This window comes from Pseudomonas sp. EB271-G4-1 (genome assembly GCF_058791355.1).
Map to the genome: position 1 here is coordinate 24595 of NZ_JBYTEO010000051.1, position 26604 is coordinate 51198.

General features: G+C 51.7%; 14 protein-coding genes and 2 pseudogenes. 13 read left to right on the forward strand and 3 right to left on the reverse strand.

Translation table 11 applies throughout. The annotated features are described in order from the left end of the window. Positions 1-435: 435 nt before the first annotated feature. The 7 genes from AC3WWR_RS22680 (at position 436) to AC3WWR_RS22710 (ending at position 10859) form a co-directional block, all read left to right on the forward strand. Entirely contained in the window at positions 436-1479 is a 1044-nt protein-coding gene (locus tag AC3WWR_RS22680) for a tetratricopeptide repeat protein (protein ID WP_492599080.1), read from the forward strand. Beyond that, complete coding sequence (locus AC3WWR_RS22685; RefSeq protein ID WP_492599081.1) at positions 1476-3248, forward strand: hypothetical protein; 1773 nt, start codon at positions 1476-1478, stop codon at positions 3246-3248. The genes AC3WWR_RS22680 and AC3WWR_RS22685 overlap by 4 nt, the downstream gene beginning before the upstream one ends. Positions 3249-3262: 14 nt before the next feature. Beyond that, on the forward strand, positions 3263-4666 hold the full coding sequence (locus tag AC3WWR_RS22690; RefSeq protein WP_492599082.1) for a methyltransferase FkbM: 1404 nt from the start codon (positions 3263-3265) through the stop codon (positions 4664-4666). A gap of 55 nt (positions 4667-4721) precedes the next feature. After that, complete coding sequence (wecB, locus tag AC3WWR_RS22695) at positions 4722-5795, forward strand: non-hydrolyzing UDP-N-acetylglucosamine 2-epimerase (RefSeq protein ID WP_492599093.1); 1074 nt, start codon at positions 4722-4724, stop codon at positions 5793-5795. 117 nt (positions 5796-5912) lie between these two features. Next, positions 5913-7178 (forward strand): UDP-N-acetyl-D-mannosamine dehydrogenase, encoded by a 1266-nt coding sequence (gene wecC / locus AC3WWR_RS22700; RefSeq protein ID WP_492599094.1) that lies wholly within the window; start codon positions 5913-5915, stop codon positions 7176-7178. 13 nt (positions 7179-7191) lie between these two features. Further along, a complete protein-coding gene (locus AC3WWR_RS22705; protein WP_492599083.1) occupies positions 7192-8880 on the forward strand; it encodes a CgeB family protein in 1689 nt (562 codons plus the stop codon). Then, positions 8877-10859, forward strand: coding sequence for a glycosyltransferase (locus AC3WWR_RS22710; protein ID WP_492599084.1), 1983 nt, complete (start codon positions 8877-8879; stop codon positions 10857-10859). The genes AC3WWR_RS22705 and AC3WWR_RS22710 overlap by 4 nt, the downstream gene beginning before the upstream one ends. Before the next feature lie 1064 nt (positions 10860-11923). Here the strand turns inward: AC3WWR_RS22710 and AC3WWR_RS22715 are convergent. The 3 genes and pseudogenes from AC3WWR_RS22715 to AC3WWR_RS22725 form a co-directional block, all read right to left on the reverse strand. After that, complete coding sequence (locus AC3WWR_RS22715; RefSeq protein ID WP_492599085.1) at positions 11924-12895, reverse strand: hypothetical protein; 972 nt, start codon at positions 12893-12895, stop codon at positions 11924-11926. Between the two features lie 88 nt (positions 12896-12983). After that, positions 12984-14771 (reverse strand): hypothetical protein, encoded by a 1788-nt coding sequence (locus tag AC3WWR_RS22720; protein WP_492599086.1) that lies wholly within the window; start codon positions 14769-14771, stop codon positions 12984-12986. Positions 14772-15975: 1204 nt separating this feature from the next. Next, positions 15976-16398, reverse strand: a pseudogene (locus AC3WWR_RS22725) (IS66 family transposase). A gap of 1214 nt (positions 16399-17612) precedes the next feature. Here AC3WWR_RS22725 and AC3WWR_RS22730 point away from each other — a divergent pair. From AC3WWR_RS22730 to AC3WWR_RS22755, 6 genes and pseudogenes are all read left to right on the forward strand, one after another. After that, on the forward strand, positions 17613-19541 hold the full coding sequence (locus tag AC3WWR_RS22730) for a glycosyltransferase family 2 protein (RefSeq protein ID WP_492599087.1): 1929 nt from the start codon (positions 17613-17615) through the stop codon (positions 19539-19541). 245 nt (positions 19542-19786) lie between these two features. After that, the gene (locus AC3WWR_RS22735; protein ID WP_492599088.1) at positions 19787-20953 is read left to right on the forward strand and encodes a nucleotide sugar dehydrogenase; all 1167 of its coding nucleotides are present in this window, start codon (positions 19787-19789) and stop codon (positions 20951-20953) included. 15 nt (positions 20954-20968) lie between these two features. Further along, positions 20969-22186: a hypothetical protein gene (locus tag AC3WWR_RS22740; protein WP_492599089.1), complete on the forward strand. Its 1218-nt coding sequence runs from the start codon at positions 20969-20971 to the stop codon at positions 22184-22186. Beyond that, positions 22179-25460: a glycosyltransferase gene (locus AC3WWR_RS22745; protein WP_492599090.1), complete on the forward strand. Its 3282-nt coding sequence runs from the start codon at positions 22179-22181 to the stop codon at positions 25458-25460. The genes AC3WWR_RS22740 and AC3WWR_RS22745 overlap by 8 nt, the downstream gene beginning before the upstream one ends. A gap of 194 nt (positions 25461-25654) precedes the next feature. Next, positions 25655-25861 (forward strand): annotated as a pseudogene (locus tag AC3WWR_RS22750) (hypothetical protein); the annotation flags it as partial. A 111-nt stretch (positions 25862-25972) separates the two neighbouring features. Next, on the forward strand, positions 25973-26305 hold the full coding sequence (locus AC3WWR_RS22755) for a YceK/YidQ family lipoprotein (RefSeq protein ID WP_492599091.1): 333 nt from the start codon (positions 25973-25975) through the stop codon (positions 26303-26305). The last annotated feature ends 299 nt before the right edge of the window (positions 26306-26604 follow it).

A 26604-nucleotide genomic window follows, 5' to 3' on the forward strand; every position in this document is an offset into this window, starting at 1 on the left:
CCCTGAAAAGGCTCTGTTGTCTTTTCTCGCCCTTACCCAGACGACCAATAAATCTCTGGGTCAACGGAATTGCTAGATGTACCGCATGGATAGCGAAGCCCTAAGTCACTCCCCCTTTGTCACGGTATTGGACTTGGCGATATATATAATTCGCCACGCCTTCTCTTGCTGCGAGACTTTTATAAAAAGCCGTCCTGGCTTTCGCCATTTGCCAATCGGAAATAGCGCAATCAAATGTTTCCGTAGCAAAGGTGCCAGCCGCAACATGCTGATCGCACTGAGCGATGCGCAAGGCAGCGTGCTGATCAGTGAACACCTTCGAAAAATCAATCCAATCGGATCTCGCTTAGCGGCAGGACTTCCCCCGCTAGAGTCGTGCAATGAATCCGGGCGGCCAGCGAACATCAACCAGTATTCCCTTGCAGAAAGGACACCATGACTTCCATATCCGCACCGGTCAAATCGACTACCGAGGTCATCGGCCACTTCGACTATGTGATGGACGGCCGTGCCTACGGTTGGGCCTTTGCGCCCGCTCACCCAAAAAAACGTCTTGCCATCGAAATAATCGTTAATGGTGAAGTCGTCGCCCATGGCAACGCAGAACAGTTTCGCGAAGATCTGCAAAATGCAGGCATAGGCGATGGTCACTTCCTGTTCGGTTTACAACTCTCCCATGAGCTGTTCGACGGTCAGGTACATAGCTTGATTGCGCGCGAGGCCGGAACCGGCACCGTACTCAAAGGTGGGCCCCATAACTTTGGTCCGGAGCGACGCGAGCCAGCCTATCCGCAGATTCCACGCGCGCTCGGCCTGCAATTGCTGACCGAGCTGCTGAGCCACGCCCGTTATACCCCGTACGCCAGCAAGCTGCGCAATTTCGCCGACGCTTATCGCCTCGCTTCGCGACTTCAGGAAACCGGACAGTTGCTCGAAGCCCGCAGCGCTTGGATCGCCATAAACAACGCACTGGGCGAAAACTCGCTTGGCTATTGCAAGCTGGGCGAGTGCCTGATCCTCGAAGATTCGCCCGCCCAGGCGCTCGAAGCTTTCCGCGTAGCGGCCGGCAGCGATCTGCGCCTGCACTGGGCGCACCTCGGCATCGCCAATAGTCAGTACACGCTAGGCCAGTTCGAGGAAGCCGAAGAGGCTATGCAGATCGCCATTGCGCTGCAGCCACAGGACGCCAACCTGCAGAAGCGCCTCCACTACATCCAGAATCACGGCCTGCCGAAACGCGTTGAAGCCCTGCTTGACGATGGAAAACGCGACGAAGCAATCGACCTACTCAAGTCATTGCTGCTCAAGCAGCCCGAAAACAATCAGGCCCTTGCACTACTTGGCAATCTGCTCTGCGAACCGTCTGAAACCAGCCTGCCGGGCATGGCGCAATTGCACGAACTTCGCAAGGCGCAACGCATCCTCGACGCCCTGTTGGACAATGTCGAATCCCGCTTGAACGAGACTGCCGCCCAATGAATAAGCTGCTGCGACATATCCAAGAACACAGCCTCGATAGTCTGCACAGCGGCCTGATTGTTGGCGCCGGCAATGGCAGCCAGTTGTCAGATTGGCGCCAGCTGGGCTGTCGACACTTGCTGCTGGCCGAGGCCCATCCCGATCAGGCTGAAGAACTTGGCCGACGCCTGCGCCACGAACAGGGCGAGCTCCTGCTGGCCCTGGCCGTAACAGCTGACGAGCAGCCTGTGGCAACGCTGCAGCCACTTAACAACCTCGCCTATAGCAGCCTTAACACAGCAATCGACCTGTTCGCGCATTATCCCAACCTGCGCAGTGGCGAAGCACTGCAAGTCCCAGCCCGCAGCCTCGGGCAATTGCTGGCCGAACAAGAGCTGGACGAACAGCAACCCCATCTGCTGTTGATCGCCGCGCCGGGCCAGGCCTTGCAACTGCTGCAGGGCACCCCGGCCGCCGTCCTGCAGGCTTTCACCTGGCTGCTGATCGAATGCAGCAGCGAGCCCCTTTATCAGGGCGATGCGGATGCCAGTGCGATCAGCACCTGGCTGCAAGGGATTGGCTACGACCTGGTATCAGACGATCCAGACGCCATCTACCCGCAGAGCCAACTGCTATTCAAGCGCAACCCCTCTGTGGTAGAGCGTCTGCGACTGACCAGTGAAATCGCGGAACTGCGCTCGCAACAGGTACATGCAGCTCAATCCAGCCAACAGCAAATCGTCGCGCTGCAACAGCAATTGCAGCAATGTGAGGCCACCTTGGCCGAACAAACCAGGCTGACCAATGAGCGACAGGCACAGATCGACACGCTCACTAAAGAACACACCGAGCTCACCGTCGCCCACGCTGCACTGGGGAAGGACAAGATCGCACTTGTCGTCGCGCGTGATGAGCAAACCAAACTGGCCAATGAACGCCAGGCGCAAATCGACACCCTCGGCAAAGAGAAAGCCGACCTCGCCTCCGCCCGCGATGCATTGGCCAAGGACAAGAGCGAACTAACCAAAGCCCCCGACGAACAGGCCAAACTGGCCAGTGAACGCCAGGCGAAGATCGACGCCCTCGACAAAGAAAAAGCAGACCTTGCTGCAGTCGGTGATGCATTGGCCAAGGAAAAGACCGAGCTAACAAAAGCCCGCGACGAACAGGCCAAACTGGCCAGCGAACGCCAGGCGAAGATCGAGGCCGTCGGCAAAGAGAACGCTGATCTCGTCTCCGCCCGTGATGCATTGACCAAGGAAAAGAGCGAGCTAACCAGAGCCCGCTTCGAACAGGCCAAACTTGCCAGTGAGCGTCAGGCGCAGATCGACACCCTCGGCAAAGAGAACGCCGAACTCGCCTCCGCACGCGATGCTTTGACCAAGGAAAAGAGCGAGCTAACCAAAGCCCGTGACGAGCAGACCAAACTGGCCAGTGAACGCCAGGCGAAAATCGACGCCCTCGAGAAAGAGAACTCAAACCTCGCCACAGCCCATGATGCATTAGCCAGCGAAAAGACCGAACTAACCAAAGCCCGTGACGAGCAGACCAAGCTGGCCGGCGAGCGCAAGGCCCAGTTAGACAAGATCACCGCCGAGCGCGACCAGGTCCAGAAGTCCGTCGCCGAGCAGAAGAAAACCTTCGACAACGCCCAGTTGCAAATCAAGACGCTCGAAAACGAAGCCAGTGAGAGCCTGCACCGCCAGCAACTGCTGCAGGAAGAACTGATCAAGGCCGAAGCGCAGATCGAACTGATCAAGGATCTGTTACTTCGTGAGCCAGGGCTCTAACTATGGGACTTCCTATGTTCAAAGCCATTGCCGACTGGGTGCGCCATAAGGCGCGGCCCAGCGACGACCACAGCGAAACCGAGACGACTGTAGTGGTAGAGAGCAGCGAGAATACAGACTCGCGACTGGTACCCTACGATGAAAATCTGCTGGAGCGCAGCCGTACCCAATGGCAATTCGGCGATTGGCAAAGTCTCGCCCAACTGCAGCGGGAAACCCTCCAACACCATCCCGACCGCGCCAAGCTGGCTCTACTTGCGGCAGCAGGCCATCAACAACTGGCCAATATGTCAGCGGCGCGCCAGTTCACCAGGCTGGCTCAGGATTGGGGCTGCAACAAAAAGCTGGTCAGCCAGATCCTGATTGCCGGTGTTCACAATACCTTAGGCCGCGCCGCAGCAATCGGCGGTCGTCAGCAACAGGCTCTCAAGCATTTCGAGAACTCGGTAAGAATCGCCACGCCAGGCGGAGATTTACGCCTGCTGGTGCAAGCGCGCACGCGCGAAGAGTTGGCCCAACTGGGCTTGCCCTCGCCGGAAGCCTTGCAGCACGCAGGCACCGGCAGCATGCGCGTGCCAGTCATGGGTAGTGCCATGCAACACATGGCCGAGCAACTGCAAAAACAGAACACCGCACTCAGTGAACAAATCAAGAAACAGAATGCTGACCTGATCAGCGTGGGCAAATCCCTGGAAAATACAGTCAAGAAGGAAATGCTCAACGCCACCCAGCAACTGGAAGCCTTCCAGGGCATCCAGAGTTTTCTCAACCACGGAGAGCGCCTGCCCCAGATGCACGGCTGGCCGATCAGCCCAGATTTTGCGCTGTACCTGCTCGAGCTAATCGATAGCAACGATTATGACCTGATCCTCGAATTCGGCTCTGGCACCTCCACTGTACTGATCGCCAAGGCTCTGGCCCGTATCGGCCGCCAGCGCCATGGCAAACCCGCCACCTCGCAGGTCGCCTTTGAGCATTTAGAGCAATATCACGCGCAGACTCTTGCCAACTTAAAGCATTCAGAGCTGGCCGATGCCGTGCAGCTTGTACTCGCACCACTGCAGCCTTATCAAGCGCCGAATGGTAATACGTACTCCTACTACAGCTGCCACACCGCGCTGAAGGAGTTGGCGCAGCGCCTCCCCGCGGCGGACCTGAAGGTGTTGATGGTGGTCGATGGACCTCCGGCTGCAACCGGGCAGCATGCACGCTATCCCGCTGTCCCGGCCGTACTCGCGCAGCTCAAAAGCGCCCGTATCGATATACTGCTCGACGACTACATCCGCGACGACGAGAAAGAAATCGCACAGCTTTGGTTGAAAGACATCGAAGCCCAGGGCCTGAGCGCGCAGATGACAACCCAGAAGATGGAAAAGGACGCGTGCCTGATTTCCGTTTACCCTCAACATGGAAAGTGAGTCTAACTGCGTGAAAATTCTTACCGTATTCGGCACCCGTCCCGAAGCAATCAAAATGGCCCCACTCGCACTAGCCCTCGCCGCAGACGAGCGCTTCGATGCGAAAGTCTGTGTCACTGGCCAGCACCGCGAAATGCTTGACCAGGTACTCGATCTGTTCGACATCCAGCCGGAGTTCGACCTCAACATCATGAAGCCCGGCCAGGATCTGACCGATGTCAGCACGGCAATCCTGCAAGGCATGAAAAACGTCTTTAGCGATTTCAAGCCAGACATGGTTCTGGTGCATGGCGATACCGCAACCACTTTTGCTACTAGTCTGGCTGCTTACTATCAGCAAATCCCGGTTGCTCATGTCGAGGCTGGGCTTCGTACCGGTAACCTCTATTCTCCCTGGCCAGAAGAAGGGAACCGCAAGCTGACCGGCGCGTTGGCACAGCTGCATTTTGCCCCCACCACCAACTCCCGAGACAACCTGCTTAAAGAAGGCATCGCTGCTGACCGCATCATTGTCACTGGAAATACCGTCATCGATGCATTGCTCGACGTAATGAAGCGGCTGGATGTGGATCAGGAGCTATTTGCCAAAGCGGCCGAGCCTGGAGCGTTCCTGGACCCTGCTCGCAAACTTATTCTGGTCACCGGCCACCGCAGGGAAAGCTTCGGCGGCGGTTTCGAACGCATTTGCCAGGCACTGATGGAAGTCGCCCAGCAACATCCGAAAGTCGACATCGTCTATCCGGTACACCTGAACCCCAACGTGCGCGAGCCGGTCAACCGCTTGCTCTCTGGTATCGGCAATATCTACTTGATTGAACCTCTCGACTACCTGCCCTTTGTCCACATGATGAGCCGCGCGCACATCATCCTCACCGACTCCGGCGGTATCCAGGAAGAAGCGCCGTCGCTGGGTAAACCGGTTCTGGTGATGCGCGACACCACCGAACGTCCAGAAGCGGTCGCGGCTGGAACGGTCAAGCTGGTGGGCAGCGACACAGCCAATATCGTCCGTGCACTGAATCACCTACTGCTGGACCCAGAGGCCTACAAGACCATGAGTTTTGCCCATAACCCCTACGGTGATGGTCGGGCCTGCCAGCGCATTATCGACACCTTGCTGGGCAAATAAAGCCCAGCCACACCCACCACGATATCTGCAGTAAAACTTAAAACCGACATGCCTCGCGGTGAATCAGCGCCAGGAATGCGACACTAATTGTCAGGAACAGACATGCCCCGCCAATCCATATCCTTCCAAACCATCTCCATGATCGGCCTAGGCTACATCGGCCTGCCTACTGCCACCCTGTTCGCCTCACGCAAGATCAAGGTCATTGGCGTCGATGTTTCCGAACTTGCTGTCAACACCATCAACAGTGGGAGGATTCATATCGTCGAGCCTGAACTGGACATGCTGGTACACGCAGCCGTCACCGAAGGCTACCTGCGCGCCACCCTGACTCCCGAGCCGGCCGATGCCTTCCTGATAGCGGTACCGACTCCATTCAAGGATGGTCACGAGCCGGATCTGAGCTATATCGAGTCCGCAGCCAAGGCTATTGCGCCCGTGCTCACCAAGGGCAACCTAGTGATTCTCGAATCCACCTCCCCGGTTGGCGCCACCGAGCAGATGGCCGCCTGGCTGGCCGAGGCCCGCCCGGACCTGAGCTTTCCTCAGCAGGCCGGCGAAGAAGCCGACGTGCAAGTCGCCCACTGTCCAGAGCGGGTACTGCCGGGCAAGGTAGTACACGAGCTGGTGAGCAACGACCGCGTGATCGGCGGCATGACACGCAAGGCCAGTGAAATGGCGGTGGCACTCTACAAAACCTTTGTCGAGGGTGAGTGCATCGTCACCAACGCCCGCACTGCCGAAATGTGCAAACTAACGGAAAACAGCTTCCGTGACGTCAACATCGCCTTCGCCAACGAACTGTCAATGATCTGTGGGAGGCTCGACATCAACGTTTGGGAACTGATCTCCCTAGCCAACCATCACCCCCGGGTCAATATCCTGCAACCGGGTGCTGGTGTTGGCGGACACTGCATCGCCGTCGATCCATGGTTCATCGTCGACACCGCGCCGGATGAAGCCCGCATCATCCGCACCGCTCGCGAGGTCAACGACTTCAAGCCAGAATGGGTACTCAACCAGATCAAGGCTGCCATTACCGACACCCTGGCAGCCAAGCCGGGCATGACCATGGCAGATGTGAGAGTGGCTTGCCTGGGTCTGGCATTCAAGCCGGATATCGACGACCTGCGTGAAAGCCCTGCCGTGGCCATCACGCGCAAGGTGGCGGATCTGGGCTGCCAGGTAATGGCGGTGGAACCCAATATCGAAAGTCTGGATCAAGGACTCAAGCGGCCTAACCTGACCCTGAATACTCTGACTGAAGCGCTGGAGACAGCCGATGTCGCGTGCATTCTGGTCAAACATCGACTTTTTATTGAAGAATTGGACAGTATTTGTCAGCACGGTCCAATTGTTGATGCCGTCGGCTTGCTCGCATAAGCAGGGAAGATTTATGAGTCTTGTAAGTCAAGCAAAAAAAGCTTTCGCTGAAAAAAACTACCCTTACGCATTGGTGCTTTATCAAAAAGCTGGGGACCTCGTCGGACACAAATTTTTTGCAGCCAACATAGCGTTATGCAAAAAACGCTGCGACGCCAAACAAGGAATATTAAACAAGCCTGGCACTCCCCGAGCAACTCATGACTCCAATGGCCTCCTCTATGCCGACCAATTCAAAGTCGCACTAATTGCCGACGAATTCACAACAAATAGCTTTTCAGATGAATTTCAAGCAATTGCAATTGAGCCAGATAATTGGCAGGAGCTATTTGAGAAACATCAGCCTGATATATTTTTCTGCGAGTCAGCATGGTCAGGGCCTGATGCCAAGCAACGCCCTTGGAAGGGAAGAGTTTACGCGAGCAAAAACTTTGCAAAAGAAAACCGAACCGCATTACTTTCTATCCTCAAGCATTGCCGATCAAAAGGCATTCCGACTATTTTCTGGAATAAAGAAGATCCAACTCACCACACTGATAAAGTGCACGATTTTGTAAAAACAGCTCAAGAATTCGACTTTGTATTCACTACCGCAGCTGAATGTGTGGATAGCTACAAAAACAACTACAATGTTAAAAATGCATTTGCATTACCGTTTGCCACCAATCCAAAGTTATTTAATCCAATTGAAATCGGACATCGCTCAAGCAATGTAGTCTTTGCCGGTAGTTGGTACGCCAATCACAAAAAACGTAGCATGGACATGTCGGATATACTCGACAGCATCGTGGCTGACGGTTTTAAACTTGAAATCTATGATCGCTACTATGGCGACTCAGACCCGCTGCATAAATGGCCGGAAAAATACGAAAATTTCTTGCTTCCATCTAAGCCTCACAATGAAATGCCAAAAGTCTATAAATCTGGCTTATTCGGCTTAAATTTCAACACTGTCACAAACTCGCCAACAATGTTTGCTCGCCGAGTTTTTGAGTTGATGTCCTCTAACACGCTCGTCATCTCAAATGATTCCGCGGGAACAAGGGAAATGTTTGGCGACTTGATAATCTACCCAGATAAAGAACCAGACCGGCTGCGCACGATCTCGAAGGACGAGGTCGACGATATTCGTGCAAGGGCTCTTAAAAAGGCACTGAGTGAACATACTTATACCCAACGCTGGCATAGCATATTAACAAAAATTGGAATCCGTTATGCAAAGCGAGATAACACATTGACGTTTGTCGCAAAAATCACAAAGCGTGCAGACGCCTTGTCAGCCATTGCATGGTTTCAACAGCATGGCGCATCACTGAATGATTCAAAGTTGTTGCTAGTTGCCTCCAAAGACATGCCCGAACTCGAAATCGGCAGTTTTTATAAGGAGTTCAATCGCTTTGGTGTAACCGTCACCTCCTTCAGTCATGCTTCACTCTACGCAATGCCAGACCGCTATCAGCCAATTGAAACAACGCACTTTATCGAAATAAATGAAAGCCACCTTGCAAACCCGGATCATATTAAAGACAGCCTCCTACATCTTCAGTACATGCAAGAACACCCTATTGTACTAACCAATGACAGCAGTAAAAAATACTGCATCCTTCCGATAGCAGAAGGGGCCATGACAATCAATCCAGCTAATAGTTTTGGCACATGGCTGACAAGTAGAAATGAAAGCAAGTATGGGTATTATGTATGAGCACCTCCATAAATATTTCGATAGTCATACCATGCTTCAATGCCGCAGACAAAATTGGGCGATGCCTTTCTTCTCTTAGAAAAATCGAGTTTCAAGGCAATAAGTTCGAAGCTATTTTCATCGATGACTGTTCAACTGACGGCACATATGAACTTATAAAAAAAGAGAGTGAAAAAGAACTAAATTGGCGTGTATTTTGCCTTGAAAAAAACAGTGGATCTCCATCAAGACCACGCAATAGAGGAATCAAAGAAGCCAAAGGGAAATATATTTATTTCTTGGACTGTGACGATGAAATAATTCCAGCTGCTCTAAAAGAGCTATATAAACTTGCCGAAAATACCGGCGCCGACCTTGTTCGTTCTGAGTTGATTGCTGAGGATGGAAAACAGCGCAAGGTGATGAACAGGCTTTCTCACTGGAACGAAAACCTTACGCCACAACAGCGCAGAGAGATGATTATTTCTGGGCAAAGCACCACAGTAGACAGTTTTATTCGAAAAGATCTTCTTTTAAGAAACAACATTTACTGGCCTGAACATTTACGCATGGGGGAGGACACTGTTTTTCTTGCTAAGGTCCTGTCTAACTCAGAGCGAATCGAATACCTTACAGCACCAGCTTATATTTACTACAAGCTGCCATCACTCACACCAGCAAGTACTCAGCGTTATGGGCGCCGTGAACTACGAGATCACCTGGAGGTCTGGGAAACTGTACAGGAAATCATGAAGCCAGCCGGAGTCAATTACATCACGAAAAGACTCCATGTCGGTTTGCGTGTTGCTCTGGAGTCTCTCCTTTTTCGTAATCGTGGCGATATAGACGATGAAACTTTCAAGGGCCTAGCCAGATTCGTCAACCGTTATTGGTTGCTGATTCAGAACTTCAATTACACGCAGCGTTTAAAAGATGTTCTTGCTGCTACAAGAGCAGGGGACTTCCTAACTTTTTCCTCGCTAATTCGACCTCGCCTGCTTATTGCTGGCTATGATTTAAAATTTATCGCTGATGCGATTTCAGAGCTTGACGCATACTTTGATATACGTATCGATCAGTGGAAAGGGCATGAAGCCCATGATGAAGCCACTAGCCTTGAACACCTTGAATGGGCAGAATATATCTGGTGCGAGTGGTTGCTTGGAAATGCGGAATGGTATTCGAAGCATAAAAAGCCAAATCAACGCCTAGTAATACGCATGCACCGCATGGAACTTGGAAGAACGCATGGTGAACGATTGAAGATGGAATCAGTCGATGCTGTGATAGCAGTTTCGACCTTTTTCTTTGAGCGCCTTCTTGAACGATACCCCAATATCCCAAGAAAAAAAGCTAGATTAATTCATAACTATGTTCGAACTGAGCAATATGGACGTTCATGGCATGACGATCGACGTTTCACTTTAGGTATTATTGGTATTTTACCATCAAGAAAAGGATTTATAACCGCACTGGAAATTCTGGCAAAACTCCGTGAGCGAGATGCACGCTTCAACTTAAAAGTATTCGGTAAACGCCCAGAAGAGTTGAACTGGATCGCGAAAGACGTGTCGGAGATGAGCTACTTTACATCCTGCAGCAAGCTAATTTCAGAAAATCAATTAAACAACTCCATACAGTTCCTTGGACATGCCGATATTACCACTGCACTTGAGAACGAGCGTGTCGGCTACGTGCTTTCAGTGAGTGAAACAGACTTTGGATTTCCTGGCCCTGAAAGCTTTCACCTTGCCATAGCAGATGGATTTGCCGGGGGAGCTGTATCAATAATACGGTATTGGCCTGGTGCAGAATACATATGGCCGGAAAAATCCATTTGTAAGGAAGTCAGCGAAATCGTAGAGAAAATTTTAGATCTCAGCAAATCACCAGATTCCATAAAGTCCGAATCTGAGGATGGTCGCGCCCTCGTGCAAGCCAGTTACAACATTGATATATTTTCTCAATCTGTAAAAGATCTCTTCCTGGAAATCGCGTAAACAAATGGTTTGATCGGTCAAGTCAATGAAACAATCTTATTGCTCCCAGCTTTTCTCTGTGCATACTGATTATTGCCTTACCTTGACGATTCGCTCACCAGCTCGTTGAATAACGTCAATTGTGTCGTCATTTGCTCGACCGTTTGTTCCGATTTATAATCGATCAAACGGTCAAGCAGCAGCTTGTTCTGTTCTAAAAGGTCAACAATATGTGTTCGGTATGCGTGACCTACCACCTACTGCCGAGCGAGCGCGTCGAACACGTCAAGCATATGGACTTGAAGAGTTGGATCTTCGGTAAACATACAGGCATCGAAATCATGTCATGGATAATACCTGTCAGGTGATGAAGTTGGAGTAAAACCTAATCCTGGCAGTTGTGCCAAATGTCAAAACTGTCGAGCAATCAGTTCTATTCCCGGACACTCAACACAATGCCCTCGTCGACTGCATCCGCAAAGGTTTAAATCGCTCGGACTCCAGACGCTTTGACTAAAGATAATAAGCCGCCGCACTGTGGCCATCGATGTTTAAACTTCATGCTCTCGAAGTACCGAGGCTGAGTTTCTCAATTTATACGCCCTGGTTTCTAGTCGAGCTCATTGCTTAGAACCGGTCGCGAATACAATGGAGATTCTCTCAGCGTCCGAATGAGCCAGTTCTCCTGACACGTTTGTGCGCCAAAATGCCTTTCTCCTCCGACGAGCCTTGCAGCTTCAACTCAAAGTTGATGAAGACTTTTCGCATAATCGTTTTGTAGTAAGCTCCATACCAATTCCACATCCACGAAGAATCGTATTACACTGGTTTGATAGCTGCAAAATGCTAGCCGGTGTTTCTGGATTGGGCGGTTTTCGAGTTGGGTGTCGGTTGGTAGTATGATGTGCTGGCTCCGGAGAGAACTCAGGAGCACAGCATCGACGTTTAGCTACTGAGGACTTATGGCCCGCATACTTAGAGAATCACAGCCCATTGTTAGTAATCGCGCAGGCCAAAAACCTATACTTGACTTGAGCGATGCCGTATCATAGTTTTGATTATCATCCCGACCGGACTATAGGGAACTATAAACTCTCTATGCGTTGATATATTTCCTTGATGAAATATTTTAGACATTTCTCGTGCCCGACATTTGAATCTTGGCACAGGGCGAATCGAATGTTATCTCCCCCTATCTCAGCCAGTTTCTTATGATACTCCCAAATGGGATCACCAACGGTGGAATAAAGATTAACATTGCGGCGCGACAAACAGTCCGTAAAAAGCTTTGAAGAAAACCATATGTCGTCAGAGTTAATTGTATGCGACATATGCTTCAGCATTACTTTTTTGTTTATCGGCATAGGAACACAGGAAAAAATCTCTGTGCATTTTTCAATAAGACTTCCATATACAAGGGCAGAGACACCGCCTTGAGATGCTCCAACCAAGAACACGCGCTCACACCCCAACTCCTCAATTGTTTTGCTTATGAATTTCAATATACCCGGGACAATAAATTTTCCATTCGAGTCGAATAAAGATGCAGTACCCCAGTATCCAAAATTATTGGATAAAACGAGAACGTTTTTATCAGTTTTAAACCCAAAGCTAGGACAGTACTCTTCATGAAGCATCACTTTGGAGACTAGGCGGCTATAGTCAAAATAAATAACGAGATCTTTACTTTGCCCTTCAGTCAATTTGTAAGGGATGGTGGTGCCGTTTTCCAGTGTTATGAAGCGCTCAACAGGGCGACCGATGATACGCCACGGCCTTCCACCGGTATTTTTTCTTGCGAAAATCTCGAAGGAAACAATTTCCAGATCTGGTTCAAATATTATGTTGATGAACTGGTAGTATTTATGATCAATTATAGCTTTCTCTTTATAATTTATATAGCAAGCAAACTCATAGCCTGTTAATGGCGGAATTGATATACCTTCATCTGTTATGCAATCAGCATGATCGATTGCAATATGAAAATCTTCACTTGCGATGACATCATTGAAATAATGTTTAAGCGTAAATTTATTCATGCGTATTGAGTTGGCCATCTTCAGCTTGGTAGTTGATTTAAACTCTAAAGCACATAATAGCTTTCTGCAACCAATCAGTCTAAATCATATTTAAAACTAGCACGAGCTAGTTAAGCCAAGGCACTTCACTATCATTTACTGGAGTTAAGGTGACTTTAGCTATCCTGCTATTTGAATCTTCATCTTTGATAAATATGTTCAGCTTTGTAATTTTATTGCTATTAAATGGTGTTTTGAATAGCGGATTAGACAAATACCCACTTCGCCCAATCATTTCTATATCGTTATAAATTTCGATAGCATAACTCCAATGAAAAACTGCAGGATCATTGAAACGAATAGAGCCCTGAGAGTATTCAATAAACTGAAGGCGAGAAATTGCACGAGAAACCGGTAGAGGCAAGGCTAGCTCAAAGTTGTAAGAATAGTTGTGCAGTTCATCTTTTTTGAAATAATTTTTCTTTGAAAACCTGTCCATGCCGGTTTCTTTAAGCAACCTCTTTGCCACTTCCTTACTCATCATTCCCTCACCAGATGGCGCTGGTGCGTAAGAATCAAAAATACCAAAACCGCTATCATCTAAAAAATTAAGCTTGGACTTAATCAATAACTCTATTTCAGGTATATCACTTAAGAATAACGATCTGTAATTCTTAAGAACGTTAAGCAAGTCATTAAGGGTCACATACACATAATCTTTCGATTGAAACTTCCAACTACCATCACTCCCTTTTATTATCTCATAGAATAAATCCCCAGAACAATTATCAATCCAATTTTGCGCAGTATCCCTTATAAAATCCACTAACTTTTTATAAGTTTCTAAATATATGCATTTTTTGGATTGTTCATATTTTTTTAGGAAGTACGAAGCAATCCCCAATTGATGATTTAGGGAAGTGTGCGTAAAGTGCTTGCTATCAAGATCAAAATAATCCGGAAAGAAAAGTCCATTTTTTGTTCGATAAACCCCGTTGCCTTTTTCTTTCCTAAGTAGAAACTCCGCATAATTAAAGCTTATATCAACCCCACTCAATGAAGGTATCTCTTTTCTTATATCTTCATATGCATTCGAAAATGTCTCATTAAGTCGTGTATCAATATATGGCGCAGAAAGCCCGTACCGTTTAAACAACCACGAAGAAGTGAATGTTGTAAGAAACAATCCATCAGCCTTAGGATGGTGCTCGGTAACAGTCACAACCGCATTAACCAAAAGATTATACAAAAAACGATCATGATATTTTCTGAATAAAGGTAGCAATTCTTTTTTTGAACTGTGATGAACGCTAACTTGATAACCATCAGGCGTATATGGAATTATTGACTCTGCAAGCTTCGTATTTAAAGCATAAGGTAAGTACCAGCTACTGCAGGCGGCATTATTTGCGTAAAGCTCACCATAGTACATTGACAAATAAGCATCCAGACTTTCTTCACTTTCAAACAATTCATGAGAGCTAATTACTATGCACACACTGGATGAATACTCCGTACGAGATATTTTCAGCTCTCCCTCAGCGAGCAAGTGTTGCAGAGGCCGCTCCTCAATTAACTCAAGAAGCTTTGAGTCACCCTCCTTCAATTCTCTATAAATATATTGCTTACTAGATATAAAACTGTAGCGCTCGCAATCTGCTAATAACTGCCAACCAGTAAGCTTATTATAGCCATAACGATTATCTACATTTGGCGACCTGTATTTTAAATCAAGCTTTTTACTTGAGAGCACTGGCGCATGCGCTATCAAAACTTCTGTATCAGGATTTATTTCAATAAAAAGTATTTTATCTCCATTATCTATTGATCTAATGGTAGCGATACATTGCTCGGTACTTATAATCGCATCCGATGTTGAGCTTATGCTTAAAACCTCTTCTAAATTCAGCCTCAAACTATTTTCCTCATTTATATGACTTGCTACACGACAGACAAATAGCACGTAAGGGCCCCACAATATCCACTTCAATTAGAATGATGATTACCCAAACTTTAGTTACCTAGACTAACAGACTGCACTCTTAGGATACTAGCAGTTACTCTGAAAAAAGTTAAGCGGCGTATCTGGCATTCACAAAATTAAGCAGTTCGCCTACGTCTCAACATCTGAATTTTCGCTAGAAAAACCCTAAACATTCAGTATTCTTGATCAACTCGGCGTAGAGCTTGAAAAAACGCTGACTGATCAGATTCAAACATTTTCTGTCCTTAACTTGTTTTCATCCCTGAGCGACGGCCTTTCATGTCACTTCTTCGTATTAATTGAACATTTTTCGTCCAATCAGCAGCCGTGTTCGTATCATGCAAAGGTCAATAGCTTGGCCTAACGATCAGTGTTTTCATCAGGCGGTGAAAAGTGCAATCTTTATACCCGAATACCGTTGACACCCAAAACAATGGGATGGACTTCCCCTCTCCTCGGCTTCTTGAAGTACCAGGCTTATAGTGAACACAACTCAACAATGAAAAGACGCCCACATGAAACTTATTTGCATTGTGGTCGACTGGTCTACACCGTGCTCAAGGTCCACTTTGACTCTGGCCTCAAGCGGCGCATGAGAAGAGTGAGCCCGCTAGGGTTGGTAAGTAACCGATTCACAACAAATTAGGCACTTGTTTACCGTGGGACCTCTGTTGCGCTATCCCACGGCAACAGCGCTTTATAATCTTCCAGCGGCTATGCTTGCGGCAGCCGCGCCGGTAAATGACACAGCCACCTTGAGAGTTCTTGGCCGTAGATCTTACCTTTTAGGGTGTTACTCAACGAGCATGCCTTGCGCCAGATAGCAAACGGTTTTATTACGAACTCTGCCTAGGACTTGTCGTTAGTGAAATAACCGGCATCGACGTAACGCACGAATCAGCTCCAGTCACTGGTCAAATAATTCACAAACTTACCCAATCCCTTAGTGGTCCCACATGCGAACGTTTTATCAAGCCAGCTTTTCAACTGACCCAGGATAGGGAGCCATTACTACTTACTGCCGATAAAAGCTATTCATCGCTGAATTCTTTTAGCTCACGGTCGTACCTAAAACTTTGTAGATCATCGCCAGGTGAGATATCGACGCGTCAGATCTTATCCTTTGGCTGCATGTCTACACGTTTACAAACCTGCGTAGTGCATGCGCGATGCACGCCAACCGCTCGACACTAGGCTGCAACGCCAAACAGTGGCAAGCCGCGTAGGTATTAGTCATCACGAAGTGGCGATAACTTTCCAGTAGGCTAAACGGCACACCCTGCGTACGACTGGCGGTGTATTCGAACAGCACAAGATTCAATCCGGCGGCTTGCACCTATATCCACGATTAGCTGGATGAGTCCCGATCCGGCGCCTTCACAACCTGGCCCCTTGTTTGATCACAGTGGATCACCGGACTTCCCAACAACCGGTCAAGCATTAAATTCATCAAAGGACCGGTGGTATCGCTACACTGTATCACCCAGTTCGCCGGTGTCCGCTGTAGAATATCCCAATCGGGTCGACTCAGTACGATTTCGAAACGGTGCAATGGCAGGCGATTGAGGTACTAGGTGGTTGAAAGCATGGCCAGCGCACTGGGACTGATCATGCTTTTTTGGATCTCTTATCGAGCTTGCCTGCAGTGGCCGCTCGGTTTCCTAACGACGGCAACCGTAAACGTTGAGAATGTGTTTTCGTACGGGAATCGCCATCAACACCGTATCCAGTTGTTCGCTGGGCGGCATGAAAATACTTACATTTACCACGCACGCGCCAGCAACTTTCACGAACCGTGGTAAGCGAGATTATCGCGCGACATTGACGATATGACTTGCAAAGTCCTTATGACAATTACTGGTAAGGTGATCAGCACTCGCCGTTACGAATATCTAAGCCATAGTCTTGCTAGCTTGGCTGGCGCACGCAAGATTATTTTTCACACGTCTCCTAATTCCTAGAGTCCAATGAACTTGCCACCGGAGCCGTCGGCCCTCTAGCTGACCACCTCTATGATCCAGACTATCTGAGCAGCCATGGTAAGCTAATTTATCAAAAACTACCGGCAATGTGACGCACGGACACCGTCCTAGAGACGCGATCTCCCTCTTAAAAAAGGTCGCCATAAGCTGTCGCGATTGTTGCACCCGATGTTCAAGCAGCCATCGCTCAGCCCTGTGGGGCGCAAGGCGCTTAAGTGAGACTGCAATTGCTCTTATGGTTGTCGTGCCAACCTATTAGCCGGAACACAACCTGACCCAAACCCCGTGACAGAAAATCAAGTACAAAATGGCTGCTTGTGAGTGTCGCGGCAGAGTGGCAATCACATTGAACAGTCGTCGGCATTTGCCAATGGCTTCGGCTTCACAAGCGTCGAGTCGCAGTGCTCCAGCATCGCCTTGGGCAAATCGCTAGGAGTAACCACTCGCATGCGGTACAAGATATGCTCCCCTGTTATACTTAAATTGTGCTAATTAAAATGGCTCCCTGAGCAAAATTTTTCTTGCTCGACGGTAGCTCATCACCGAGCAGCAATTGGGCATTGCTAGCTTGCGTTTTTTCGGTGTGCGAGCTTCGGTAAGCGGGTTAGCGAGAAATTCCAACAAGCCCTAGGCAACACTCAGAATAATTCTGTTTTTTAACCAGATAGTCAGCCAGAGCCCGCGTCATCATTGGAGGGCACCCTGCTTGAATGACCTGTTCGAAGTTCCCTAGAGACTTTCGATCTTTACCACACATGAAAACAACGCCCTCCAACTTGAGTTCAGCCAAATGCAGCTAATAAGCCACGCCAAGACAGCCTTCTTCTCAGGCCAATATCTGCTAGCCGCTGATTTGTATCAGCGCGCCATGGCCGAACAGCCTGAGCTAGCCCACCTCTACTTGATCACGCTGAACATGGCCCGCAGGAAGCTGGGGCTAGATCCCCTGTCCGAACGGGATTTGCCAGTGATGTCCCTATCCTCGCCTGTGCCGACCGAATTGTCGTCGCCCCGTGTTGACGCAGCCAACGGATGCAAGGTGATGCTTGAGGATCTGTATTTTAGAGTGGCCGAGGCCATGCGGAGCTTGCCCGGCATGCATGGCACACAGCTGCCATTAGTGTCGGTACTGATGACATCACACAATGTCGCCGACACCATCGAGGAAGCGGTGATATCGGTATTGCGCCAGAACTGGTCGAATCTGGAGCTGCTAATAGTAGACGATGCGAGCACGGATGCTACTTGGTCGATTCTACAGCGCCTGCAGAAGTCGGTCGGCAACCTACGCTGCCGTCGGCTCAACAGCAACCTTGGTACCTACTTTGCCAAAAACCACGCTCTGCAGCTGTCTCGCGGTGAATTCATTTTCTTCCAGGACGGCGACGACCTTTGCCACCCCGAGCGCATCCGCCTGGGCATGCAGCACTTGATGCAGCCGAACGTAGTCTGTGTGCGCGGCGCGTATTCGCGGGTGCTTTTCCCTTCGGGACAGGTATTGCCTATTAACGGCATGGTTAGCAAGCTCGGCCTGATTACTCTGGGCGTGCGCCGTCAGGTATTCGATGAGGTCGGCTTCTTTAACTGCACCAGCAAGGCCTCGGATGAGGAGTTTTTTCAGCGGCTGAATGCTTGGGTTGCTCATAAAGGTAGGGAGGTCCGCAACCTGGAGCTGCCGCTGTACTACAACACCTTGCGCGAGGGGTCGCCATACGCCGACATGATCTCCAACGACCCAGCGGTCGACAGCACGATCGAGCCCCCCCCATCAGCGTCACGCGCCCACTATGTAGAGGCCTTTACTCGTCAGCACCATGAGCTTGGTGTAGAGCGTTTCCGGGATTTTTTTCGTTATCCGGTCATTCGCGACCTGATACCGGTAATGCCGGACATGAGCTACCTAACCAATCCTACGCAGCCGGTGGTAGCTAGCCTGTGCTCTATTCCAGAGCGCGCCGAACTGTTGCGCCAGACGTTGGCCAGCCTGGCGCCCCAGGTAGATGCCTTGCATGTGTATCTGGATCGCTACGAGTCGATACCAGATTTTGTCCGAGACTGTCATCCACAGGTCCAGGTTTACCTGTCGCACGACTATCCAGGGCTCCGCGACAATGGCAAGTTCCTGGCGTTCGCGGCGCAGCCCGGGGATTGCTATTACTTCACGGCAGACGACGACATCCTCTATCCGCCTGATTATGTCGCCAGCATGATCCGGCGAATCGAGCACTATGGCCGTGAGGCGGTGATAGGCGTGCATGGCGTGCTGCTCCCGGAGGAGGCGCAGGGGTATTTTTCCGTGTATCGCAAGGTATTGATGTTCAAGAGAGAACTTGAGCATGATGCGCTGGTGAACAACCTGGGTACTGGCACTGTTGCGTTTCACTCATCGCTGCTGCGTGGGCTGGATATCCAACATTTCCAAGAATCTGGCATGGCTGACCTATATCTGTCTGTATTCTGCAAGCAGCGCAACATTCCCATGATAGCCATCGCGCGTCCAGATGACTGGTTGCAGGAACTGCCTTCCCCCAATACCAGCTTGTATCAAGAGTTCTCTAAGGCCGACGTTCAGCAATCGCTGTTGATCCGCACTCATAAACCCTGGGGATATGCGGCGATACGCCAGGCCGTCGCGGGTGCAGCCCAGCGAGCTAACGGCACAGAGGTTGGCCAGCGCCTTGAAGCGCTGGTACCCCAACTGCATCTCTGTTTGAGATGACGCATGTCACGCGGACGAAGAGCGCGAACAAAGCAGAGGTGTGGTCCAGCATAATAAGCAAGGCTACGAGCCGAGTTCTCCACCTGGACCGAATATTCAAAACGCAACCGGAAGCAGTGGTTAATTGACATGGGATTGTACAAACCGAATGACACCTCGAACTTCGAGCCTCGCCGGGTGTGGCAAGACATGATTGAGGTCAACCGACTGAAATCATCCAAGGCTTCGCCTAAGGCCAAGACACGATGAAAATTGCCGTTGTCGGAATGGGCTATGTAGGCCTCGCCAATGCAGCTCTGCTGGCACAGCATTCTCAGGTAATCACGCTGGACTGTGACCCTGCGAAGGTGGAAGCCATTAACCAGCACCGTGCTCCTATCGTTGATAAAGAACTGGAAGACTTTCTCCTTACCAGGACTCTCGAATTGCACGCCACTCTCAACGGTGAGGCAGCTTATCACGGAGCAGAGTTCGTTATTATTGCCACACCGACGGACTACGATTTTGAAACCAGTCGGTTTGATACAAGCTCGGTCGAATCGGTCATCCGCGATGTGCTGGCGATCAATCCAGCGGCAACTATCGTGGTCAAGTCCACGGTGCCAGTAGGCTTCACCGAGCGTATGCGCCGCGAGTTCGGTTGCGACAATATCATCTACTCGCCGGAGTTTTTGCGCGAAGGCCGAGCGCTGTACGACAACCTGTATCCGTCGCGCATCGTCATCGGCGAGCGTTCCCAGCGTGCCGAGCTGTTCGCCGAGCTGATGCTGCAGGGGGCGATCAAGAAGGATGCGCCGATGCTGTTCACCGACTCGACCGAGGCTGAGGCAATCAAGCTGTTCTCCAATACCTATCTGGCCATGCGCGTAGCCTATTTCAACGAGCTTGACAGCTATGCGGAAACGCACGGCCTGGATGCGCGGCAGATTATCGAGGGGGTCGGCCTCGACCCGCGCATCGGCAGCCATTACAACAACCCCTCCTTCGGCTATGGTGGCTACTGCCTACCCAAGGACACTAAGCAGCTGTTGGCCAACTACAGCGATGTACCGCAAACGCTGATCCGCGCCATTGTCGACTCCAACAGCACACGCAAGGATTTCATCGCCGAATCCATACTCAAGCGCCAACCGCGGCGAGTGGGTATTTATCGGCTGATCATGAAGGTCGGTTCGGACAATTTCCGCACCTCGTCCATTCAGGGCATCATGAAACGTCTCAAGGCGAAGGGTGTGGAAGTTGTGGTCTACGAGCCGGTATTGGAGGAAGAAACCTTTTTCAACTCACGGGTGGTGCGCGATCTCGAGGTCTTCAAGCGAAGCTGCGATGTGGTGGTTGCCAATAGGCTGACCCGTGAAATTAGCGATATACGCGACAAGGTTTACACCCGTGACCTATTTGGCAAGGACTGAGCGCCGCCAACGTCAATGGCCGCCGTTTTAACTATGGAGATATCGATGCAAACCCTAATCTCGGGCCTGAATGAACAGGCCTGCCTCGCCTGTGTAGGTGCCCCCTTGGACGGCGCTTTTGCAATGGACTGGCAACCTGCTTCGCTGTTTATCGCTGAAGCAGAAATGGCCACTGGGGAGCACACACGCCAATGGGTATGGTTGTACCGCGCGCCCTGGGCCTGGCTGGCTGAGGGCGATAGCTCCAACGCTGCGGCTGCGCTGCAGCAGTGGCAGGTACAGCAACGTGCTGTGTTGCAGTTGCGCCGCAACCTTCGCCAGCGCCTCATTTTGGTCAACGTCGACCGGGTTGCAGCGCAGCCTCTGGCTGAACGTCTTGGCTTGTCGTGCCATGATGAGCAATCAGCTATAGCCACTGCTACGCCGTTGGCATCGGTGCTAGCCGGCCTGTTCGAACAAACGGCTCCCGAATGTTGGACGCTGTATGAGGCGTTGGAAGCCGTAGCCTGGCTGCCTCAGGGTGAACCGGAGTTCCGCTCCAATCGCGTTTTACCGCCTAAGGAAGGGCTGAGCGAGTTACTGGATCTGATCCACGCCGCCAGGCAGCTACCAACCATTACCCAGCAACTTGGTGAGAGCAATAAGGCATTACAGGGCGCTGGCGAGGAGCTGAAAACTATCCAGGCACAAGCGGACAATGCCCAGCACGAGGCTAGCATGCAGCTTGTCGAGAGCGAGCAGGCCGTACTGGGCTTGCGTCAGGAGGTAGATAAACTGCTGGCTGCCGAGCAAAGCCTTAAGGACGAAAGCGAGCTATTGCTCGCCCAAATGCATCAGGTGCAAGAGGAACTGGAGAAACACTATCTGGATAACGTTGCGCTCAAAGAACAGCACGCTACTCAGATGCAAGAGCTGACTCAGGCGATGGCGGTCCAGCAGCAATCGACCAAGGAGCTGGAGGTTGCGCGGGCGGCTGCAACCAGAGCGGAACAGGCGCGCGAGAAGCTGGCGCAAGAGGAGGCTCGCCTGCGAAAGGAACTGGCGGATATTGCCACAGGCTCGCAGTCCCTCACCGAGGAAAACGAACTACTGCTTGCGCAACTGCACTTGGTTCAGGAAGAGCTGGAAAACTACTACCTGGCCAATCGCGAGATCCTCGCAGCCATGGGGCAGTCCGAGCACACCCTGCATCGCGCTCGTAACGTGATAAGCCGAATGGCTGCCCATGTCTGAGTTACTGCCCGAACTCCCGGATCAGAATGTTGTTGATGCCGCGTGGTACCTGGCGACCTATCCGGATGTCGCGGCTGCCGGCGTTGATCCGCAACAGCATTATGAACAGCACGGCTGCGCAGAAGGCCGCTTTCCTCGTCTTCTGCAAGCGCGGCAACTGGAGGACGCCTTATGGGGAGGTTTCGCAAGACAGGCGCTGCCTGAATTGGAGGCCTGGTGGCAGCAAACTGACGATGCTGACGAGCGGGCCTATGCCTCCTGGGCATTAGCCCGCTGGTATGCCAGTGCCTCGGCATGGTCAAGTGCACTGCCTTTCATCGCTAATCTGGCGGAGAAGCTTCCACCGTACCTTGGGCAGCTTGGACCGGTTTTGCTGAGCGCTGAAGTGCTACTTCGCAATGACCGCCACGCTCTCGCCAAGGCGTGCCTGCAACAGGCTATAGATCGCCACGGAATGCAGGCTGATCTGTGTCTGGCGGCGGCTAACGCATACCTGCCGACCGGTTTCGGGCAAGAAAAACCGGAAGCGGCGCTGCGTCTACTCTGGCTCAACCGTGCCTTCGCGGCCGCCGATCTGATCCCCGTGACCCTGCGCAATCCTGATGCGCCGCTGAGCCTGGATAATCTGCAAGTCGAGCGCACACCTCGCATGCCACGCAAGGCCCAGCCGAAAATCAGCGTGATCATGCCTGCATTCAATGCCGAGGCGTTTATCGAGACAGCCCTGCGCAGCCTGCTGGCGCAAAGCTGGAGCAATCTGGAAATCATTGTGGTCGATGACTGCAGTACAGATGCCACTGTAGAGCTTGTATCGCTCATCGCTCGGGAGGACTCACGGATCATACTGCTGCGCCAGCCGCAGAATCGCGGCGCTTATGCCGCGCGCAATGCCGCACTGCAACAGGCAACCGGTGAGTTGTTGACCAACCACGACAGTGATGATTGGTCGCACCCACAACGCCTGGAACTCATGGCCGGCCCCTTTTTACAGGACAAAAAGCTTGTCGGCACCTTGGCTGATTGGGTGAGAGCCGATACTGGTCTGCATTTTCAGTGCTGGCGTATCGCGGACCGCCTGATCGAACCGAGCGTATCCACGATAATGTTGCGTCGTGAAGCCGTGCGACTGATCGGTGGATGGGATGAAGTCCGGGTCGCGGCCGACCATGAACTGCGCCAGCGTCTTCTGCGCTGCCATGGAGCCGAATCCATCCTTCATGTGCAACCAGGTGTACCGCTGGTGATTGCCAGGCAATTGCTCGAATCGCTGACCATGGCGTCGGCCACACATTTGCGCTCGACTTTCTTTGGCCTTCGCCAACTGTATAGCGAGCTCGCTGAAACCTGGCATGCCATGGCGGATACCTCGGCCGAGCTATGCTTGCCCCCCTCTTCGTCCAGACGCGCATTTCCAGCCCCGGCGCCGCTGTTGCGCAATGCACTAGCCATTGCCAGCTACGACTGGTTGCTGATTAGTGACCTGAGCAGCGATGCACAGACTGGGGCTACCACCAGGGCTGTGCTGGATCGACTGCTTGCGAGCGGTGGAAGGGTCGCTCTGTTTCACTGGCCCGATTATCGACGCCCGGGCGCGATTGATCGGGCATTCCTCCGCCATGCGGTACAGGGGCGCGTGGACATGGTGTTGGCCGAGCAACGATTGGATGTAGGCCGTGTTTTGATCGTCGGTCGTCACCTGCTGGCCCACCCTCTGGACCAGGTACCTCATATTCATCGCCTGCACGATTGCCAGGTAATCGACTCTCTCCAGGAAGCCAGGGCGCTTCCGGCTTTCTCGGCAAGCATCGACGCAGCGCCACCTGCTCTATTCCAAGCAGATTGGTACCTGCAACGCTATCCGGACGTACGTGCCGCTGGCATCGATCCTTGGCAACACTATCTGGCTAACGGTGCTTCAGAGGGCCGTGATCCGGGCCCCGACTTCAATACGGCCTGGTATCTGAAGCAATGCTCGCAGGCTCGTGAGGGTGACGTTTCGCCACTGCTGCATTACATGAAGGTCGGCCGTCAGCTTGGTTATGAAGCCGGCCACCCCACTTTGACCGGGGACCAACCCCATCGTCCCGGCCGACCCACTGTGCTGTTATGCGCTCATGCTGCCGATGAGCAACTATTCGGCGCTGAGCGCTGCCTGCTGGATGTGCTGGATGCCTGTGTCGCGCTGGAACTGAATGTTCTGGTCAGCGTGCCTAGCGTGGTCAATACAGCCTATATTGGCGAACTGCAGGCGCGCTCGCTTTTGGTCGCGTGTATCCCAATAATGCCCTGGCGGGCCGATACGGCGCCCTGTCCAGTCGCGGTGGAGCGCTTTGGCGAGCTCATTCGCGCCCATGCGGTGGATCTGGTGCACGCCAACACCATCATGCTGCGAGAGCCGCTGCTCGCGGCGCGTCAGGCGAACATACCGGGCGTCCTCCATATCCACGAGTCCCCTGCCCATGATGCCGAGCTCTGCGAAGGCATTGGCATGCCGTCTGCCCTGATTGTCGCCGAGGCACTCGAGCGAGCTGATCATGTATTGGCCAACTCTGACTTCACAGCACAGCACGTTTCCAAGCCCGGCGCGACACATGTGGTCGGCAACATCATCGACCCGGAAATCTTCGACCTACCCAACCCTGTCAACCCACAATGCATAACCGCAGCCTTGATCAGCAGTAACCTGCCGAAGAAGGGTTTGCAGGATTTGCTGAAACTTGCCCATGAACTGGCTTGCAATACACCGAATCTCCATCTTGTGCTAATTGGGCCGGATAACGCGAGTGTCGATGCGCTGCGTCAGGCACAAGCACGCGGTGAACTGCCCGACAACTTGCGACTGATGCCCTACACATCAAGCCCGCAGGCCGCGATTGCCCAGGCGAACATCGTGCTTAACCTGTCCCATTGCCAGGAAACCTTTGGACGTACCCTGCTGGAAGGCATGGCGGCTCGCCGCCCGGTCTTGGCTTACCGCTGGGGCGCGTTGCCGGAGCTGATCGACGACGGTATCAATGGCTTCACCTTCGAATATGGAGACATTGCGGCCGTGGCCGATCAGTTGCGCCAGCTATGCCGAGAACCACAAAAGATTCTTGCTATGGGAGAAGCCGCGCGGGAACGGGCCACGCGATACGATTTGCAGCGCCTGAGCCAGCAACTCGGGCAGGCTTACACCCAGATACTTCCTTATTCGATAGCGGCCACTAATTCATCCCTGATGCATCATCGGTCCATCGGTTCGCGGTCATCGGCCGCTTCTGCAGAAAACTGACACTTTCGCCAAGCAGCTACGAAAGCGTGCTAGCCATGGGCTGCGTTGTCCTATGGCTAGCAACGTAATGCGTAAGAAAGTCACGCAAAAGTCACGCGTGTCTTCATTCCCTCCCCAACGTCCTGCCGACGAACACCATCCCAAACTTTCACTATTCCCTGGTGCTACGTTGAAATCTCTACAGAGGATTCCCGATGCCATACTCAGACCTGCTCCCTTCCCTCTACTTCAAGATCAACGAAAACCAGCTCGCCCTAGAGACCGCCATCCTGGAACTGGCGAACAGGGCCGAGCAGCATGGATCAACCGACGTTGCCGACAACGTCCGAAGCGCGATGGACACCATCGACAAAAATGAGGAATTCATCAAGATGACGCGGGCGGTGATGATGACATCGGAACGACTTTCCAGTGCCAAAGCCGATGAGGATGTGGTCAATCCATCGAGGATCGTACAGAATATCCAAGTATTTCCCAGAACATCATGATCAACTCAAGCACGGACGCCATAAATGAAATTCGCGAGCATTCTAATAATTTCGACCTTGTTAGCGGGTTGCGGGACGTTCAACACTGTCTTCAGAGATGACACGATCGCGAGCAACAAGCTTGCCCGATGGCACTCACATTGCGACTCAATTCCAAGAATCTATAGCGGCGCCGCGCTGAATTACTGCACGTTGGATGCAGAGCCCCGTCATTCTGTCGGCTTTGATGGCTACCCTTCGGCTTCATTAATACTTTTCGACTTGGCCCTATCTGGCGTGGCAGACACGGTAGTACTGCCATACTCGATCTATCTGCAAAACAAACGCGGAGATATTCCGAAGGCACGCTTCGAGTGACGCCCTCAATGTTGAGCCTCTAGCGTTCGTAGACTCAAAAACGCCCGCTTGTTTGCCGGCCTGCACCAATTACTACTGGTGAATGGTATATTTTCTCCAGCCGTACATCCGCCAGAAGGCGGCGAAGATTTGGCCCAGGCTCCTATGGCGTCTTGTCATCTTTCACAGTAGTGAACCCCCAAAGCCCACTGATAGTCTCGCCGCCACGTTCACCCGCATCAATGCGTATTTCGGCCCATCGTGACCGCCCGTTTCGGTACATCGTGACCGACCCTTTCGCTAACGCGTGACCGCTCATT

Bases quoted from the DNA above. Each gene is read 5' to 3' on its own strand.
- AC3WWR_RS22715 (WP_492599085.1), bottom strand. From the start codon at position 12,895: ATGGCCAACTCAATACGCATGAATAAATTTACGCTTAAACATTATTTC.
- AC3WWR_RS22705 (WP_492599083.1), top strand. From the start codon at position 7,192: ATGAGTCTTGTAAGTCAAGCAAAAAAAGCTTTCGCTGAAAAAAACTAC.
- AC3WWR_RS22690 (WP_492599082.1), top strand. From the start codon at position 3,263: ATGTTCAAAGCCATTGCCGACTGGGTGCGCCATAAGGCGCGGCCCAGC.
- AC3WWR_RS22685 (WP_492599081.1), top strand. From the start codon at position 1,476: ATGAATAAGCTGCTGCGACATATCCAAGAACACAGCCTCGATAGTCTG.
- AC3WWR_RS22730 (WP_492599087.1), top strand. From the start codon at position 17,613: ATGCAGCTAATAAGCCACGCCAAGACAGCCTTCTTCTCAGGCCAATAT.
- wecB (WP_492599093.1), top strand. From the start codon at position 4,722: ATGGCCCCACTCGCACTAGCCCTCGCCGCAGACGAGCGCTTCGATGCG.
- AC3WWR_RS22745 (WP_492599090.1), top strand. From the start codon at position 22,179: ATGTCTGAGTTACTGCCCGAACTCCCGGATCAGAATGTTGTTGATGCC.
- AC3WWR_RS22755 (WP_492599091.1), top strand. From the start codon at position 25,973: ATGAAATTCGCGAGCATTCTAATAATTTCGACCTTGTTAGCGGGTTGC.
- AC3WWR_RS22735 (WP_492599088.1), top strand. From the start codon at position 19,787: ATGAAAATTGCCGTTGTCGGAATGGGCTATGTAGGCCTCGCCAATGCA.
- AC3WWR_RS22680 (WP_492599080.1), top strand. From the start codon at position 436: ATGACTTCCATATCCGCACCGGTCAAATCGACTACCGAGGTCATCGGC.
- AC3WWR_RS22740 (WP_492599089.1), top strand. From the start codon at position 20,969: ATGGCCGCCGTTTTAACTATGGAGATATCGATGCAAACCCTAATCTCG.
- AC3WWR_RS22710 (WP_492599084.1), top strand. From the start codon at position 8,877: ATGAGCACCTCCATAAATATTTCGATAGTCATACCATGCTTCAATGCC.